The organism is Streptomyces sp. NPDC055239 (assembly GCF_053606205.1).
On the sequence record NZ_JBSGRD010000019.1, the window covers coordinates 80204 to 96594 of the forward strand.

12 protein-coding genes are annotated in these 16391 nt (G+C 70.7%); 6 read left to right on the forward strand and 6 right to left on the reverse strand.

Going from position 1 to position 16391, the window contains the following annotated elements; translation table 11 throughout:
- Positions 1–5: 5 nt before the first annotated feature.
- From ACWFRJ_RS40575 to ACWFRJ_RS40585, 3 genes are read left to right on the forward strand one after another with little or no spacing between them, the layout of a single operon-like run.
- Positions 6–1022 (forward strand): aldo/keto reductase, encoded by a 1017-nt coding sequence (locus ACWFRJ_RS40575; RefSeq protein ID WP_453543327.1) that lies wholly within the window; start codon positions 6–8, stop codon positions 1020–1022.
- Complete coding sequence (locus tag ACWFRJ_RS40580) at positions 1019–1330, forward strand: L-rhamnose mutarotase (protein ID WP_453543330.1); 312 nt, start codon at positions 1019–1021, stop codon at positions 1328–1330. The genes ACWFRJ_RS40575 and ACWFRJ_RS40580 overlap by 4 nt, the downstream gene beginning before the upstream one ends.
- Complete coding sequence (locus ACWFRJ_RS40585; RefSeq protein WP_453543333.1) at positions 1330–2187, forward strand: amidohydrolase family protein; 858 nt, start codon at positions 1330–1332, stop codon at positions 2185–2187. Before ACWFRJ_RS40580 ends, ACWFRJ_RS40585 begins: the two co-directional genes overlap by 1 nt.
- On the opposite strand, the gene ACWFRJ_RS40590 is transcribed toward ACWFRJ_RS40585, so the two are convergent.
- Entirely contained in the window at positions 2175–3605 is a 1431-nt protein-coding gene (locus ACWFRJ_RS40590; protein WP_453543336.1) for a lipase maturation factor family protein, read from the reverse strand. The two genes, ACWFRJ_RS40585 and ACWFRJ_RS40590, sit on opposite strands and share 13 nt — an antisense overlap.
- A gap of 141 nt (positions 3606–3746) precedes the next feature.
- On the opposite strand from ACWFRJ_RS40590, the gene ACWFRJ_RS40595 reads away from it, so the two are divergent.
- The gene (locus tag ACWFRJ_RS40595) at positions 3747–5873 is read left to right on the forward strand and encodes a SpoIIE family protein phosphatase (protein ID WP_453543339.1); all 2127 of its coding nucleotides are present in this window, start codon (positions 3747–3749) and stop codon (positions 5871–5873) included.
- Between the two features lie 4 nt (positions 5874–5877).
- The gene (locus tag ACWFRJ_RS40600; RefSeq protein ID WP_453543342.1) at positions 5878–6738 is read left to right on the forward strand and encodes an Fpg/Nei family DNA glycosylase; all 861 of its coding nucleotides are present in this window, start codon (positions 5878–5880) and stop codon (positions 6736–6738) included.
- A gap of 18 nt (positions 6739–6756) precedes the next feature.
- Here ACWFRJ_RS40600 and ACWFRJ_RS40605 read toward each other — a convergent pair whose 3' ends face one another.
- Both ACWFRJ_RS40605 and ACWFRJ_RS40610 read right to left on the reverse strand, forming a co-directional pair.
- Complete coding sequence (locus ACWFRJ_RS40605) at positions 6757–7422, reverse strand: zf-HC2 domain-containing protein (protein WP_453543345.1); 666 nt, start codon at positions 7420–7422, stop codon at positions 6757–6759.
- A 145-nt stretch (positions 7423–7567) separates the two neighbouring features.
- Positions 7568–8080 (reverse strand): hypothetical protein, encoded by a 513-nt coding sequence (locus tag ACWFRJ_RS40610; RefSeq protein ID WP_453543348.1) that lies wholly within the window; start codon positions 8078–8080, stop codon positions 7568–7570.
- Positions 8081–8370: 290 nt separating this feature from the next.
- On the opposite strand from ACWFRJ_RS40610, the gene ACWFRJ_RS40615 reads away from it, so the two are divergent.
- On the forward strand, positions 8371–9615 hold the full coding sequence (locus ACWFRJ_RS40615; RefSeq protein WP_453543351.1) for a CapA family protein: 1245 nt from the start codon (positions 8371–8373) through the stop codon (positions 9613–9615).
- Positions 9616–9751: 136 nt separating this feature from the next.
- On the opposite strand, the gene ACWFRJ_RS40620 is transcribed toward ACWFRJ_RS40615, so the two are convergent.
- The 3 genes from ACWFRJ_RS40620 to ACWFRJ_RS40630 form a co-directional block, all read right to left on the reverse strand.
- On the reverse strand, positions 9752–12283 hold the full coding sequence (locus ACWFRJ_RS40620) for an FtsX-like permease family protein (protein ID WP_453543354.1): 2532 nt from the start codon (positions 12281–12283) through the stop codon (positions 9752–9754).
- On the reverse strand, positions 12283–13077 hold the full coding sequence (locus tag ACWFRJ_RS40625; RefSeq protein WP_453543357.1) for an ABC transporter ATP-binding protein: 795 nt from the start codon (positions 13075–13077) through the stop codon (positions 12283–12285). Before ACWFRJ_RS40625 ends, ACWFRJ_RS40620 begins: the two co-directional genes overlap by 1 nt.
- A gap of 286 nt (positions 13078–13363) precedes the next feature.
- Positions 13364–16312, reverse strand: a complete 2949-nt coding sequence (locus ACWFRJ_RS40630) for a glycoside hydrolase domain-containing protein (protein WP_453543360.1) — start codon at positions 16310–16312, stop codon at positions 13364–13366.
- Positions 16313–16391: the final 79 nt, after the last annotated feature.

A 16391-nucleotide genomic window follows, 5' to 3' on the forward strand; every position in this document is an offset into this window, starting at 1 on the left:
GCGGCATGGCCCGGCGCACCCTGGGACCGGGCGGCGTCGAGGTGACCGAGCTGTCCTTCGGCGCCGCAGGACTCGGCAACCTCTACACGCCGATCACCGACGAGGAGGCGGCCGAGGCGCTCGACGCGGCATGGGACGAGGGCATCCGCTACTTCGACACGGCACCGCACTACGGCATCGGCCTGTCCGAGCGCAGGCTGGGCCGGGCGCTGCGGGCGCGCCCCCGGGAGACGTACGCACTCTCGACCAAGGCGGGCCGGCTCCTCGAAGAGCGCCCCCTCGAAGCGGTGGAGAAGTCCGTGGGTGACGACGACCTCGCCCACGGCTTCGCCGTGCCCGCGACGCACCGCCGCGTCTGGGACTTCAGCGCGGACGGCATCCGCCGCTCCCTGGAGGCGAGCCTGACCCGCCTGGGCCTCGACCGCGTCGACATCGTCTACCTCCACGACCCCGACGACCACGCGGAGCAGGCCTTCCGGGAGGGATATCCGGCTCTTGAGCGGCTGCGCTCCGAAGGTGTCGTCGGCGCGATAGGCGCGGGCATGAACCAGACGGCGATGCTCACCCGCTTCGTCCGGGACACGGACGTCGACGCCGTGCTGTGCGCGGGCCGCTACACGCTCCTGGACCAGAGCGCCCTGACCGACCTGCTCCCGGCGGCACAGGAACGCGGCAGGGCGGTGGTGATCGGCGGCGTCTTCAACTCGGGTCTGCTCGCCGACCCGAGACCCGGTGCGACCTACGACTACACGACCGCACCCGGCGCGCTCCTGGACCGCGCCCGCCACCTGAAGGCGATGGCGGAGCGGCACGGCACCACCTTGCGCGCGGCAGCCCTGGCCTTCCCCCTGGCCCACCCGGCGGTGGCCACCGTCCTCGTCGGCGCCCGCTCGCCGTACGAGGTCCGTGACGCGGCACAGCAGTTCGCGGCCACCGTCCCTGACGACTTCTGGACGGAAGCCCGCGCCGAAGGGCTGCTGCCCGCGCACGTACCCGTTCCCGGAGAGGATGTTCCCGCGTGAGAATCGCCCTGCACACCAAGGTCCGCGCCGACCGCATCGCCGAGTACGACGCCGCGCACCGCGAGGTGCCCGCCGAGCTCACCACCGCCATTCGCGCGGCGGGCGCCACCTCCTGGACGATCTGGCGCAGCGGCACCGACCTCTTCCACGTCCTGGAGTGCGAGGACTACGCGCGTATGCTCGCCGAGCTGGACAAGCTGCCGGTCAACATCGCCTGGCAGGCGCGGATGGCCGAGCTGCTCGACGTCGTCCACGACTACTCGGCCGATGGCGCGGACGCGGGAGTGCCCGTCGTATGGGAGCTGTGATGAGTGACGTGCCGTGGAGGATCGACTCCCATCATCATGTATGGGACCTCTCCGTGCGCGACCAGGAATGGATCACCGGCGAGGCGCTCGCTCCGATCCGCCGGAACTTCTCCCTCGCCGACCTTCTGCCCGAGGTCCGCGCGGCCGGTGTCGTCGCGACCGTGGTCGTCCAGACGGTCACCGTCGCCGATGAGACCCCCGAGCTGCTTGCCCTCGCGGCGGCGGACAGCGACCTCGTGGCGGGCGTCGTGGGATGGACCGACCTCACCCGGCCCGATGTCGCCGACGCGCTCGCGGAGCTGTGCCAACTCCCCGGCAGGCAGTACCTGGTAGGCATCCGGCACCAGGTACAGGGCGAGGCCGACCCGCAGTGGCTGCTGCGGCCCGACGTGCGTCGTGGCCTGGCCGCGGTCGGGGCTGTGGGTCTCGCCTACGACCTCGTCGTGCTGCCCCATCAGCTCTCGGCCTGCGTCAAAGCCGCCCAGGAGCACCCCGAACTCACCTTCGTCCTGGACCACTTGGGCAAGCCGCCCATCGCATCCGGAGCTCTCGAACCCTGGGCCACCGCCGTCCGCTCGCTCGCCGAGCTCCCCAACACCGTCTGCAAGCTCTCCGGTCTGGTCACCGAGGCGGACCCCAAGACCTGGACGGTCGACGACCTGCGCCCGTACGCGGACACTGTCCTTGACGCCTTCGGCCCTGACCGGCTGATGTTCGGCTCCGACTGGCCCGTCTGCACCCTGGCGGCGGCGTACGGCGAAGTCGTCGACTTGGCAAGGGAGTTGACCGACTCGCTCAGTGACAGTGAACGCGCCGCCCTCTTCGCAGGGACCGCCACCCGCGTCTACCGCCTCTGAGCCACCGACCCGACCCGTGTCGGCGGCAGGAACTCCCGCACGTACGTCCGCTCCCAGCAGGCGCCCGTCTCGCGCAGCTCGCGCCAGGTCGTGTAGCGGTAGCGGTACAGGCGGGCGCGGATGTACGCGGGAGGCGCGTCCGGCGGGAACGGGACGTGGCGAAGGAGCCGCAAGGTGTCCCGGTCGCCGTCCAGGAGCCGCTCGATCAGCGGGCCGAACCACGGCCTCGCGTACGCGGGGGAGAGCGCGGCGAACCACATCATCCAGTCGAGCCGCAGATGGTACGGCGCGAACTGCCTTGGCCAGCGGCGCACATCACCCGGCTTCCCCTTGAACTCGTACTCCCGCCATTCCGAGTCCTGACGGGGTGTCGCATCCGCCGTGCCCTCGATGACCACCTCCTGGCGTACGCGGCTGACGCTGCCGAACGCGCCGTACGCGTTGACGAGATGGAGCGGGTCGAAGGAGTAGTTCATGATCTGCCGTCGTGAGAACAGGTTGCGCGTGGGCCGGTAACTCAGTGCCAGGAGCAGGACGGTCACCGCGATGACCACCACCTCGTACCAGAGCGGCGGGGGAGCGGGGGTGTCCGACGGCGCTCCCGTGCCCCCGAAGTCCAGGACGGACACCGCGAGCACGATCGTCATCCAGTTCAGCCAGGAGAAGTTCCCCGAGAGGACCAGCCACAGCTGGGTGGCGATCATGACGCAGGCTGCCGCCGTCGCGATCGGCTGCGGTGTGAAGAGCAGTACAGGGACGACGAGTTGGGTGAAGTGGTTCGCCGCGACCTCCACCCGGTGGGCGGGCCCCGGCAGATGGTGGAAGAACCAGCTCAGCGGGCCCGGCATCGGCTGTGTCTCGTGGTGGAAGTCCAGGCAGGTGAGCTTGCGCCAGCACGCGTCGCCGCGCATCTTGATAAGACCGGCCCCGAATTCGACGCGGAAAAGGACCCAGCGCAGCAGGAAGAGGACGAGCACCGGCGGCGCCGTCTCGTCGTTGCCCAGGAGGACGGCGAGGAAGCCCACCTCCAGGAGCAGCGACTCCCAGCCGAAGCCGTACCAGCTCTGCCCGACGTTCACGATCGAGAGATACAGGGCCCACGGCACGAGCCAGAGCAGCATGCCGCCCCACAAGGGGAGGAAGCTGTCGGCCCCCGCGAGCAGCGCGAGGGCGCAGGCGCAGCCCGTCCACGCGACGAGGGCGAAGAAGCGGTCCGAGTAGTGGAGCTGGAAGAGGCTCGGTGCTTTACGGAACGGCACGCGCTCGACGTAGCGCGGCACCGGAAGCATGCCGCGCTCCCCGATCAGCGCACGGAACTGCAGCGCCGCGCCCAGGAACGCGACGAGGTAGACCGCGGCGAGCGCCCGCTGGAAGACGAGACGGCCGAGCCAGTACTGATCTGCGGTGAACCACTCCACAGTGCCATCTTGCGCCCGAACCGGCCCGGCGCCCCAGGGCGCACCCCTCGCCCGTCACCCGTTCGCCACAGTCCCCGACGACCGGCACTCCCTCGCCCGGCGTGCGCGCTCGCGCCCGACAGCGAAGAATCAGGAAGTGTCATGACGCCCACGTCACTGCCGGACGACTGGCCAGCGGATCCACGGTCGATCCTGGCGTTCAACCGCACAGGCTGCTTCGACTGGGACCTCGACAGCCGCCTGCTGCACTTCGATGCCTCGGCACTGGACGTCTTCGACATGCGGGCCGACGAGTTCGACGGTCGCCCGGAGACCCTCGCCGTCCGGGTCTCCGCGGTCGAGTCGCACCGCCTCGACGCCCTTGTCTCGCACGCTCTCAAGGACGGCAGCGAGACCTACGGCGTCTACTTCCGCGTACGGCTGCGCGAGGGCGGCCTGCGCTGGACCCATACCCAGGGGTTCATCCACCGTGACGAGACGGGCCGTCCGTACCGCATCGTGGGCGTCGTCCGCGATGCCACGCAGGAACTGGGCGACAGCACGGCCCGGCACCAGCGCGCCGACGAGGAGGAGGACCGGCGCCGCCGCACGAGCATCGTGCAGGGCACCACGGCGGCCCTCGCGCACGCCCGCACCGTCCGGGACGTCATCGACGTACTCAAGGACACCCACGGCCTGGCGCACCTGGGGGCGTCGAACCTGGTCATGGGCCTGGTCGAGGCCGGGCGGATCCGGCTTGTCGCCGAGGGGCCCGTGGGCAGCTTCGTGCCGGGCACCAAGTTCACGCGGATCGACGAGCGGTATCCGATGAGCGACGCCGTGCGCACGCTCTCGCCGCGCTTCATCGAGACGGACGCGGAGTTCGCCGCCTCGTACCCGGAGCTGTGGCCGCACATCGACAAGCTGGGCATCAGATCGGCCGCGTACCTGCCGCTGATCGCGCAGGCCAAGCCGATCGGCGTGCTCGGCCTGCTCTACCAGGACAAGACCGGCTTCACAGAGGAGGAGCGCGACGTCCTGGTCGCGCTGAGCAGCGGCATCGCGCAGAGCCTCCAGCGCGCCATGTTCTACGAGCAGGAGAAGGACCTCGCCCAGGGCCTCCAGCAGGCGATGCTGCCGCGCACCATCCCCGGTGTGCCCGGCGCCGACATCGCGGTCCGCTACCGCTCGGCTGCGCTCGGCCGGGACATCGGCGGCGACTGGTACGACGTGATCCCGCTGCCCGGCGGACGTGTCGGGGCGGTCATCGGCGACGTACAGGGCCATGACACGCATGCGGCGGCCGTCATGGGCCAGCTGCGCATCGTGCTGCGCGCCTACGCTGCCGAGGGCCACCCGCCCGCCACCGTCATGGCCCGTGCGTCGGGGTTCCTGCACGAGCTGGACACCGACCGCTTCGCCACCTGCCTCTACGCGGAGGCCGACCTGACGACGGGGGTCGTCCAGCTGGTACGGGCAGGGCACATCGACCCGCTCCTGCGGCAGGCGGATGGGAGCTGCCGCAGGGTGCCCGTCGACGGCGGCCTCCCGCTGGGCCTCTCGGCCGAGTTCGGCCGCCTCGACTACCCGGTCACCACCTTCGAGCTCGACGCGGGCCAGACCCTGCTGCTCTTCACCGACGGCCTCATCGAGGAGCCGGGCGCCGACCTGGGCGACGGGATACGGGCTCTGGGCGAGCTCGTCCGCACGGGGCCGCGCGATCTCCAGGAGCTCGCCGACCGGCTCTGCTCGATCGTCGACGAGCGGGGCGGAGAGGACGACGCGGCGCTGCTGCTCCTGCGCCGCCGCATGATCGACGCGCCCCGGTCCGGCGGACGCCTCCAGCAGCACGTCGGCCCCGGGGATCCGGAGGCGCTCGCCGGTGCCCGGCACATGATCCGCGCGGCGGTACGGGCCTGGGGCGCCCGGGAGCGCGCCGACGAGATCGAACTGGTGGCGGACGAGGTGATCACCAACGCCCTGATGCACACCGACGGCGCGGCGATCGTGACCCTGCGGGGCATCAGCGGCACCGACCGGCGTCTGCGCGTCGAGGTCGAGGACTCCTCCAGCGCGCTGCCGCGGCGCAGGGAGGCCGGGGAATCGGGTGTGTCGGGGCGGGGGCTGTTGCTGGTGGACATGCTGGCGGACGTGTGGGGTGTCGAGTCGCGAGGCAGCGGCAAGTGCGTGTGGTGCGAGTTCATCGTGCCCGCGCGGGGAAGCCGGGGGCAGGGGGAAGGCAAGCATCAGGGCGCGCGGACGGTGCGGCCGGAACAGGGTCAGGAGTGAGCGGATGCCGGAACTTCCCGAGGTCGAGGCGCTGCGTGCCTTCCTCACCGACCACATCGTCGGGCACGAGATCGTCCGGGTGCTGCCCGTGGCGATCAGCGTCCTGAAGACGTACGATCCACCGCTCGCCGCCCTCGAAGGCCGCACCGTCACCGCGGTGGCGCGCCACGGCAAGTTCCTCGACCTCGACGCGGACGGCCTGCACCTGGTGACCCACCTCGCCCGCGCGGGCTGGCTGCACTGGAAGGACCGCCTCCCCGACGGCCCGCCACGCCCCGGCAAGGGCCCCCTCGCGCTGCGTGTCGCCCTGGAGACGGGCGAGGGCTTCGACCTGACGGAGGCGGGCACGCAAAAACGCCTCGCGGTGTACGTGACCGACGCCCCGTCAGAGATCCCGGGCATTGCCCGCCTCGGCCCCGACCCGCTGACGCCGGACTTCGACGAGGACCGATTCGCCGGGCTCCTGGCGGGCGAACGGCGCCAGATCAAGGGCGCGTTGAGGGACCAGACCCTGATCGCGGGCGTCGGGAACGCGTACAGCGATGAGGTCTTGCACGCGGCCCGCATGTCCCCGTTCAAGCTCACGTCGAGCCTCACGAAGGAGGAAGTCCATGGGCTGTATGTGGCGTTGCGGGCCACGCTGACCGAGGCGGTGGAGCGCTCGCGCGGATTGGCGGCGGGCCGCCTCAAGGCGGAGAAGAAGAGTGGCCTGCGGGTCCACGGCCGCACCGGCGAAACGTGCTTCGTGTGCGGCGACACCATCCGCAGTGTCTCTTTCAGTGACTCCTCGCTGCAGTACTGCCCCACGTGCCAGACGGGCGGGAAGCCGTTGGCGGACCGGAGGATGTCGCGGTTGCTGAAGTAGGCCTGTGCCGAGCTGAATTCAGGGTCGGCGCAAGGTCAACAAGTGCTCTCCGCGGATCGAGCGCACCTCGTAGCGGGCGATGTCCTCGCGGCGCATGGCCGCGCCGCCCCGTGTCGACAGACCGGCGGAGGGCTCGCCCGCGGATGTGGCGGCGGGCGCCTTCCACGTCGTCACCGTCTGCTCGGAGCCGTCGTCGCCCACGGCGACGAGCTCGCAGACACCGGCGCCGTACGGGGCGTGGATACGGAGCCCGATGTCCGTGCCCCAGTCGCGGCCCCGCGCGGTGAGGGTCGCCGAGACGCCGGTGCGGCCGTCGCGGGCGGTGATCTGTTCCGAGTCAGGACCGTGGGCCCTCAGGGCCGCCGTGGCGGGGGCCGCGAGGGCGATCACGACGCTTGCCGCGACCGCGCACAGCCACCGTCTGCGCCCGGTCCTGCGCAGTCGTCCGGTCTCGGTGAGGAGCCGGTCGACGAGGCCGGGTCCCGGCACGGCCAGCGGTTCGACGTGGGGTGGCGTGAGGCGGTCGTAGGCTGCCAATTGCTGTGCTGTCGGGGTGAGTTCATCCACCAGGGCCTGGCATGTGGGGCAGTCCATGAGGTGATCGTCGAAGCGGAAGGTGTCCGCCGCGTCGAGGACACCGAGCGCGTAGGCGCCGGCGTCGCGATGCCGCTCCAGGGGCCTCATGACGTTCCTTGCGTGACGAGTTGGACAGGGGGTGATTCCTGCCCTCCCGTACGCAATGGACCGACGAATCACTCAAGACACGGGACGCGAACACTCGTACGTGGCGCCAGAACGTCGCTGCCGTGGCATCAGAACAGTCGTGGCATCAGAACAGATGGATCGCCAGGTGCCCGAGCGGCAGCCCCAGGCGCCATGCCGCGGTCCACACCTTGGGCCCGTCGTCCTCGCTGCCAGGACCGCCGCCCGGCACCGAGTCCAGATCGGGGGCGAGCAGCTCCGTCTCCTCCAGCCACCGCCACGCCTGGTCGGCAAGATCGAGGTCGGGCGCCGGTTCGTCCGAGGTGATCGCGTCGGCCCAGAGCACGGCCATGCGCTCGCCGACCCAGTCCTGCCACGGCTGGTCGTACGCCGTCAGGGACAGCCAGGTCTCCAACTGGGAGACCACGCGGATGCCCGACAGTTCATTGTTCGTGTCGGAGAGGAAAATAGTCAGGGCCAGAGCATCACGCCCCGCGCGGTATTCGAAAGATGCCGGTGGCATCAAGTCGCCGGTGCGCAGTAATTCGTCCGCGATGTACTCGGCGTACAGCCATGCCATCGGCACGGCCAGTTCGCCTCCGCTTGGGCCCTCCGTGTTTCCCCGGCTCTCGTGCAGCATCCCGTCTCGCCTTCCTCCGATCCGTGCGCGTCGCCGGCCTCTGGCACCCCAATCCGGAACACGGATGAGGACAGCCGATTACCCGAAGGGTGCCCTGAGCAAGGCACTTTGCGAAGGCTTGACTTGGCCCTCGGTTTCGTCGCAGGTGGGGAGGCCTCTGTTCTTCGTGTCACATGGCCCGACGATATGACTCTCTTTCAGGGACTATGACGGCATTGCTGCTTGACTCGACCTTGTGTCCGAATGTGGATTCATTTCGCCGAATATTCCCCATTCACGGAGACTGGTCGATGACGCAGCGCACACCACAGGGAACAGCTGTTCTGGCGGCGGTAATGATCGGAGCCGCTCTCGCCGCGACCGCCGCCTGTACGGCGAATGAAAAGCCCGCGCAGGAGCCGAATCCGAAGAGACAGAGCGAAAAACCTCCGGGCGGCGCACGGGGGGACGGCCGGGATGCTCCGCCCCCCGCGCCGTCGGCGGCAGGCGGTGGTCAGGACGCCCCGCGCCCCTTCACGCTCGTCGCCTCCGGGGACGTGCTCCCGCACTCCTCGATCATCAGCAGGGCCAACACCGACGCGGGCGGCGACGGCTACGACTTCGTGCCGATGCTCAAGGGGGTCAAACCCGTCGTGTCCAAGGCCGATCTGGCGATCTGTCACATGGAGACCGTCTACGGCGCGAACGGCGACTACACCGGCTACCCCAGCTTCAAGTCGCCGCCCCAGATCGCCCGCGCCCTGAAGGCCACCGGCTACGACGCCTGCTCCACGGCCTCCAACCACACGCTCGACGACGGCGCCGCGGGGGTGCGCCGGACGCTCGGCGCGCTCGACAAGGCGGGCGTCAAGCACGCGGGTTCGGGCCGCACGGCCGCCGAGGGCAGATCTCCCGCCTGGCTGCGGGCGGGCGGCGCGAAGGTGGCCCAGCTCTCGTACACATACGGCACGAACGGATATCCGCTGCCCAAGGGCAAGCCCTGGACGGTCAACCTCATGGAGCGCGACCGGATCGTCGCGGACTCGCGCGCCGCCCGGAAGGCGGGCGCGGACGTGGTCGTGGTCTCCGTCCACTGGGGCACGGAGTGGCAGGACACCCCGGACCGCCGGCAGTTGAGCCTCGCCAAGCAGCTCACGGCGTCCCGCACGCGGGGCCGAGCCGACATCGACCTGATCCTGGGCACCCACGCGCACGTCCCTCAGGCGTACGAGAAGGTCAACAAGACCTGGGTCATCTACGGCATGGGCGACCAGATCGCGGGCGAGATGATCAATCACGACGGCGAGAACGACCCGCGGGGCAACCAGGGCACCCTCGGCCGCTTCACGTTCGCCCCGCCCGCTGCCCCCGGCGGACGCTGGGAGGTCAAGAAGGCCGAGTTCATCCCCCAGTGGTTCAACACCGGCACGGGGCGCGCGACCAACCTGAACGCGGCGCTGGCCCGTGGCGCGGACGTCGCAGACATCCGCGACCGGATCCGCCGCGTCGTCCTGAGCCGGGGCGCGGGGAAGGACGGCCTGGTGATGGGCAAGTAACCGGGGCACGGCCCGAAAGGCGTGTGCCCGACATCGCCGGGCCGGCCTCCGCCGGGAGACCTCCCCGGCGGAGGCCCGGTCGGCCAAGGCCTTCCCGTCGGCCGTGGTCACCCGGGTCGACCGTCCATGACCGGAGTCATGGAGCAACGGCGGCCTCCGCGGGTTTCGCCCGCAGCGCGATCGACGCCGGGAGCAGGATCGTCGCGAACGTCAGCGCCACCGCGGCCCCGACGATCGTCAGGTAGATCCACGCGGGCCCGCTCGGCAGCACCGACCCGTCCAGGGCAAGCCCGAAGGGGACCAGTGACCCGGCGGCGATCCCGGTGCCGAGCACGATCCCGACCAGCGCCGTCACCCCTGCCTCGACCGACATCATCCACAGCACCTGGCCCCGGGTCGAGCCGATCAGGCGTTGCAGCGCGAACTCGCCGCGCCGCTCGGCGGTCGCCACGATCAGCGAGTTGATCAGGGCGATCACCGCATAGCCGACCACCACCGCGGCCAGCAGGAAGCTCGCCACCCGGCCGCTCTCATCGCTCTGCGCATGGGCCGCGGTCGCTTCCGCGCGGTCCACGACGACGACTCCGGACACACCGCTCGCCGTCTTCCGTACCGCCGTCTTCAGGTCCGCCGACGACACCCCCGGCTTCGCCGTCACCAGGATCTGCGGCAGCATGCCGGTCGTGGTGCGGGGCAGCAGTTCGGTCGCGGGCACCATCGCGTAGGCGAACCCGCGCGGCGGGGCGAACGATCCGACGACCGTCATCGTGCTCGCCTCTCCGTTGCCCCAGCGCAGCCTCACCCGGTCGCCGATGCCTTTGCCGCTGTCGTCGAGGACATCCGTGGGCAGCACGATGCTGTCGCCGGTCAGGCGCCCGTAGTCGCCCCGCACCGTCGGGTACCCGATCGTCTGCCGCGCGCCCGACGCCGTGACCCCTTGCAGATCGATCCGGCTCGGCTCGACCCCCGAACCGAGGACGGTCTCCAGACGCGCCTCGCCCGACGCTGAAGCGGACGCTCCGGCGACCTGCGGCAGGCGGGAGAGCGTGTCCACGAGCGACGGCGGAAGAGCACCGCTCCGCGAGCTGACCACGGCGTCCGCCTTCAGGCCGTCGGTGAACATCCGGCTGTTGGCGTCGTCCTGACTGGTCTGCAGGTAGATCAGTGCGGTGGCGAGACCGGTCGCCAGCATGATGGGGATGACCGCCGAGGCCAGCCGGACCTTGCGCACCGACGCGTTCTGCATCGCGAGGCGCCCCGAAAGGCCGGTGAACCAGCCGACCGGCCAGCGCAGCAGAACCGCGAGCCAGCGGCACAGACCGGGGGACACCAGGGCGACCCCGACCGCCCACAGCATCGCGGCGGGCCCGGCCGTGCTCGCCGCGATCGGCCCGGTCATCACCGACGCCGTCACGATCGCCAGAGCGGTCGCACCGCCCAGGAAAAGGAACGCCAGGATCATGCGGATGGGGCTGACCCAGCGGGTCTGCAGCGTCGCGTCGGCCATCGCCTCGGTCGGTCGGACCTTCGACACCCGGCGGGAGGCGATGAACGCGGCGGCCAGCGCCGCGAACAGCGTGGCTCCGAAGCCGGCCAGCTTCGGGATGACCCCCTGGCTGAAGACCATCTCGCCCGGGATCAAGTCCTGTCCGACCAGGACGTCGTACATGAAATGACCGAACACGGGCCCTGGTACGAGCGACAGGCCGGCCGCCAGCAACGCGATCACGAACGTTTCCGCCATCACCATGCGGCGCAACTGCCCCGGCGTGACCCCGGTCGTGCGCAGCAGCGCCATCTCCCTGCGGCGCTGCTGCATCAACATGCCCACGGTGCTGCCCACCACGAAGATCGCGACCATGGTGGAAAGACCGCCGAACGCACCCGCGACCGGAATCAGGTTCTGCTTCCCGCTGATCGCGTCGGGGAACTCGGCGACTCCCCGATCGTCGCCGCGGAGCACCTGGGCGCCGCGGTCCGCGACGACGTCGTCGATCGCGGCGGCGAGCTTCGCCGGGTCGGTGCCCGGGGCGGCGAGTACCCCGATGTCGTCGATCTTTCCGGGCCTGTCGTACAGCCGGGTCGCCTCGCCGTCGGAGAACAGCAGCGCGGACCGGGTGGCGATGCGGCTCTCGGCGATTCCGCTGACCCGGAACACGTGCGGGATGCCGCGCACCGACGCCTTCAGCCGCTCGCCCGGCCGCACCCCCAGTCTTCTCGCGGTGGTGCTGTCCACCACGACCTCACCGGACGCGGTCGGTTCGCCGCCCGCAACCAGCTCGTACGGCGAGAGCGACGCGCTGGACCAGCCGTGCCCGGATGCGGAGACCGGCCGATCGGCCAGCGCGGTGATCGGCACCGAGACGTCCGGCACGGCCTCGGACACACCGGGCACCTTGGCCACGGCGTCCGCCAAGTCCTCGTCCAACAACACTCGCTCGGTCATCGGATCGGTCGCGGAGCCGACCGCGTGGCCGGGATAGTCCTGACTCCCGGTCACCACGACGGGCGCCGCGGCAAGACGCTCGGCCTTGACGTCAGCGCGGATGCCGGTCTCCAGCAGCCCGCCGCAGCCCTGTACGACGACGGCACCGACGAACAGCGCGATCAGCGACGCGAGGAACCCGCCCTTGCGGTACCGCAAGGTCTTGAGCGCGAGACGCAGCACTAGATCACCCGTTCCGCGCCCACGGGCTGCTGCTTCCGGGCCCATGCGCCGAGTCGGGTCATCTGCCCGGCCACCTGCTGGACCGAGGGCCGTTCGAGTTCGGCGCTCACCCGCCCGTCCACGAGGAAGACCACGCGGTCGGCGTGCGATGCGGCCACCGGGTCGTGCGTCACGATCACCGCGGTCTGCTCGCCGCTGTCCACCGCCTCGCGCAGCAGTCCCAGGACCTCCAGCGCGGTCTCGGTGTCCAGGGCGCCTGTCGGCTCGTCTCCGAACAGCAGGACCGGGCGGGTGACCAGGGCGCGGGCGATCGCCACACGCTGCTGCTGACCGCCGGAGAGCTCACCCGGGCGGTGCTTGCGGCGGGACGTGAGGCCGGTGCGTTCGATGACGTCGTCCACCAGCCTGCGGTCGGGCCGCTTGCCCGCGAGACGCAGCGGCAGCGTGACGTTGTCCACCACGTTCAGCGCGGGCAGCAGATTGAAGCTCTGGAAGACGAACCCGATCCGGTTCCTGCGCAGCTTGGTCAGAGAGCGCTCGTTCATCGTCGTCAGGTCCTGACCGTCCAGGAAGACGCTGCCGGACGTCGGCCGGTCCAGGAGGGCCGCGCAGTGCAGGAAGGTGCTCTTGCCGGAACCGGAGGGGCCCATCACAGCGGTGAAGGTGTGGCGCCGAAAGCCGAGCGAGACCCCCGACAGCGCCGCCACACTGTTGCGCGACCGCCCGTACACCTTGTGGACGTCCTGTAAGCGCAGCAACTCGGCCGTCATCGACCGCTCTTGCTCCGAACGCATGGAGATCTCCTAGCTCGCAGGGAAGCCCGTCAGGCTCGGCGGTGCATCCGTCGAGCCCTGGGGCCCTGGACCCTGACGCAGCAGGAATCCTCCGCGCGGCGCTCCCGGGTTCTGAGTACTGACGGATACACAGGCTGTAGCCCGAAATCGCTGTGGGGGTGATGAAACTAGTGGAACCCCGCAGCCCGGAACATGGGGCTAGCCCTAGCTGCGATCCGGGGGATAGCCCGCTGACGACTCGTCAGCCACCTACCCGATGACGGCCGATGAGGCCAATGTCAGCTGGTCACCCGACCCGCACCAGCCACCCTCGCCCGGGCTCCACCCGCAGCGCCTCGCCCGCGGCGAACCTCCGCTCCGGCTGGAAGCCCTCGATCGCGGGAGCGCAGGCGGCGACGGGGCCGGAGTCCGTGGAGAGGACGACGTCCACCGGCTCCCCGGCCCAGGAGGCGAGCGCCGTCACTGTTCCTCCGGGGCCCTGCCATGTGGTGGCAAGGACGTCGTCCCGGCCGGTCCGCACCGGTGCTGAGCCGGTGGCCCACCACCCCGTCATCTCCGCCTCCGGAAGACGGAGCCGGTCGAAGGCCCGCCACAAGGGCCGTACATCCGTCATGGGCGCCCGCGCCGTCATCCCGAAGACGAGGCCGCGCCAGGGATTTCCGCCTCCTTCCAGCATCTCGCCCATCAGGCCGAAGGGAATGCCCGAGATCTCGACGAGCCAGTACGCGGGATCACCCCCGGCACAGCCGCCCGTACCGTCAGAGCCGACGGAACCCTCGTAGTCGAAGAGCTCTCCCAGCCAGAGCCGGTCGACGTACGGAAGGAGCTCCGCGTACAGATTGGCGCTCGACGCGAATCCGTCCGGCTCGCGGAACTGGTTGCAGGAGTGCAGATCGACCAGTGGCGGCGCATCGCCGGAAGCGGACAGGGCCTTGCGGACCCGCTTCATGGTCGTCCGGTCGTACGCCACGTCGTCGAGATAGAGCCCGTCGATCCCGACGACCCGCCGCAGTCGCTCGATCCCGCTCACATAGGAGTTGTGCCACCGCGAGTCGCCGGACGTGACGACCGCGACGTCCCCCACGTCGGGCGCCACCCACCCGGGCACGTAATCGCCGCCCAGATGTTCCCGCAGCCACGCGTGCCCGCCCCCGGGCCCCGGCGCGAAGATCTCGTCGCCCAGGGATGCGAGGACCGGCAACTCCGGTGTGTGGCGCGTCAGTTCGCGCACCGTGTCGTACACCTTCACCTGGATCCCCAGTCGGTGCGCCTCCTCCGTGTAGGAGTGCAGGGCGTCGGCGCCCAGGAGCGGGTCGTTGATGTACGGGTTGGGTGGCGTCGCATGGTGCAGATTGGCGACGTTCGCGCCGTACTCCGCGATCTCCGCGGGCGAGGCGTACGCGTGGAAGTAGCGTTCGGAGAGCTGCCGCCCCGGTTCGAGCGGCTTGAACGGGGTCAGGAGCAGCCGGAACTCGAAGCACCGGCTCTCGCCGGCGCGCAGCGCGAGCGGCCCGCTGAAGGCGGAGAGGCGGCGCACTCCCTCGCTCGTCCGCAGCCGTACCCCGCCCGCCCCGTCGCCCGCCCAGGAGTGCGGTGTGCGCAGGGGCTTCTCCCGGTAGTAGTTGGTGTTGAGCGGCCGTGCGTAGTGCTCGTCACGCAGGCTGAGCTGGAGCCCCGCCGCCGGGTCGCCGAGCCAGAACGCGTCCTGGTTGCGGGTGGGCGTGTCCCAGCTCCAGTCGTACGTCGCCGGGCACGCCCGGCCCGTCAGGCCGAGCCCCATCGCGTACCGCGCGACCTCCTCGTGGACCGGCACGTCCAGCGTCACGTCGAGTTCGGTGTCGGCGGTGGCCTCGACGGTGGCACGCACCACGAGGAATCCGTCCGCCTCCAACTCGCCCTCTGTGCGCAGTAGTACGTCCTGTCCCGCCGCCCGCGCCGACCAGCGCACCCGCGCCGGGCCAAGGCGGTCAAGGCTGATCGGGCCCCGCTCGACGGGGCGGCCGAGGTCCAGCGTGAGAGGTGCGGCGAGCAGGTCGCGGGGCGGTCCGTCGACGCGGGTGACCGTCGGTGTGAAGGTGGAGACGAGCCGCCGGGGGAGCGCGTCCTGGCCGAGCTCGATCGTGCGGCCGAGTATCGAAAGGCGCAGGCCGTCGTCCTCCGCCGCCGCCTCGACCGGGGTGAACGGCGCCACAGGATCGTCGTCCTGTGCGAGCGCCGAGTCGAGCCATCCGAGCCGCGCGAGCCGCCACGGCTCTCCGGCACCGCCGTCGGCGACGACGTCCTGGCCGACGGTGAGGCGCAGCGGCAGTACGCGCTCGGGGGTGCCGGGTGCGCTGACGGCTATCTCCCCGTCGTACAGGCCGGGTCGAGCGCCCTGGGGTACCTCCACGCCGAACCACAGGGCCCCCGCACGCCCGGCGCCGATGGCGACGCGCCGCTCGAAGGCCTGGCCTCGTGCGTCGATGCCGCCCGTGCTGAGACACCGTACGGAGAAGGGAAGCCCGCGGACCTCGGCTCGTACTTCCGTCAGTTCCTTGAGCGCGTACACGCCGACCTGCACCGCGTGGAACTCCCCGCGGTCCGCCATGACGTCCAGTGGTGCGAAGGGGGTGGCCAGCGCCCAGCGTGCGGGCAGTCGTTCGTAGCGGCCGAGTGGGTGGGTGCGGTCCTCGCCGAAGAGGAGGAACTGCTCGTTCGCGTAGGCCTGATGGAGGCGCGTGCGCTCGTCCTCCGTCGCCGCGAAGCCGAGCGGCGCGAAGGAGTCGACCGCGCTTGCCGCCTCGTAGCCGAAGGCCTCGGCGCGCGGCAGCTTCTCCCATCCTGTGGCGTGGTGCAGGCCGCAGCGGTGCACCCAGCCGGGGTCCGCGGTCCGCGTCGGCGGCCGGTAGGCGGCCTGCGGATAGTAGGGCTTGCCCGTGTGCGCGTACGGGAGGTAGTGAACGGCGTAGGTGCCGGGGCCGTCCACCGGCTCGAAGGCGATGCGCCCCGCCTCGGCGGTGACCTCCACGGCCACGGTGTTGCGCACGCGTTCCCCGGAAGGGCCGACCACGATCACGTCCACCGCCCCGGGGTCCGGATCCTGGCGCCGCCACGGGAGTTCGGCGGCGACAGCCGGGGCCGCGGTGTCTCGGATGTCGGCGGTGTCGGCACGTACGAGAAGCCGGTGGTTACCGTAGACGTCGCTGTCCCAGGAGCCGATCCCGCATGCCAGCTCCGGATGACCAGTCTCACCCATCTGTGCTCCCCCAAGGGCGCTATTTATTAGGTAAGTTTCTCAATCGCTCCGGGTCACCCTGGAGATCAACCGATCGCGC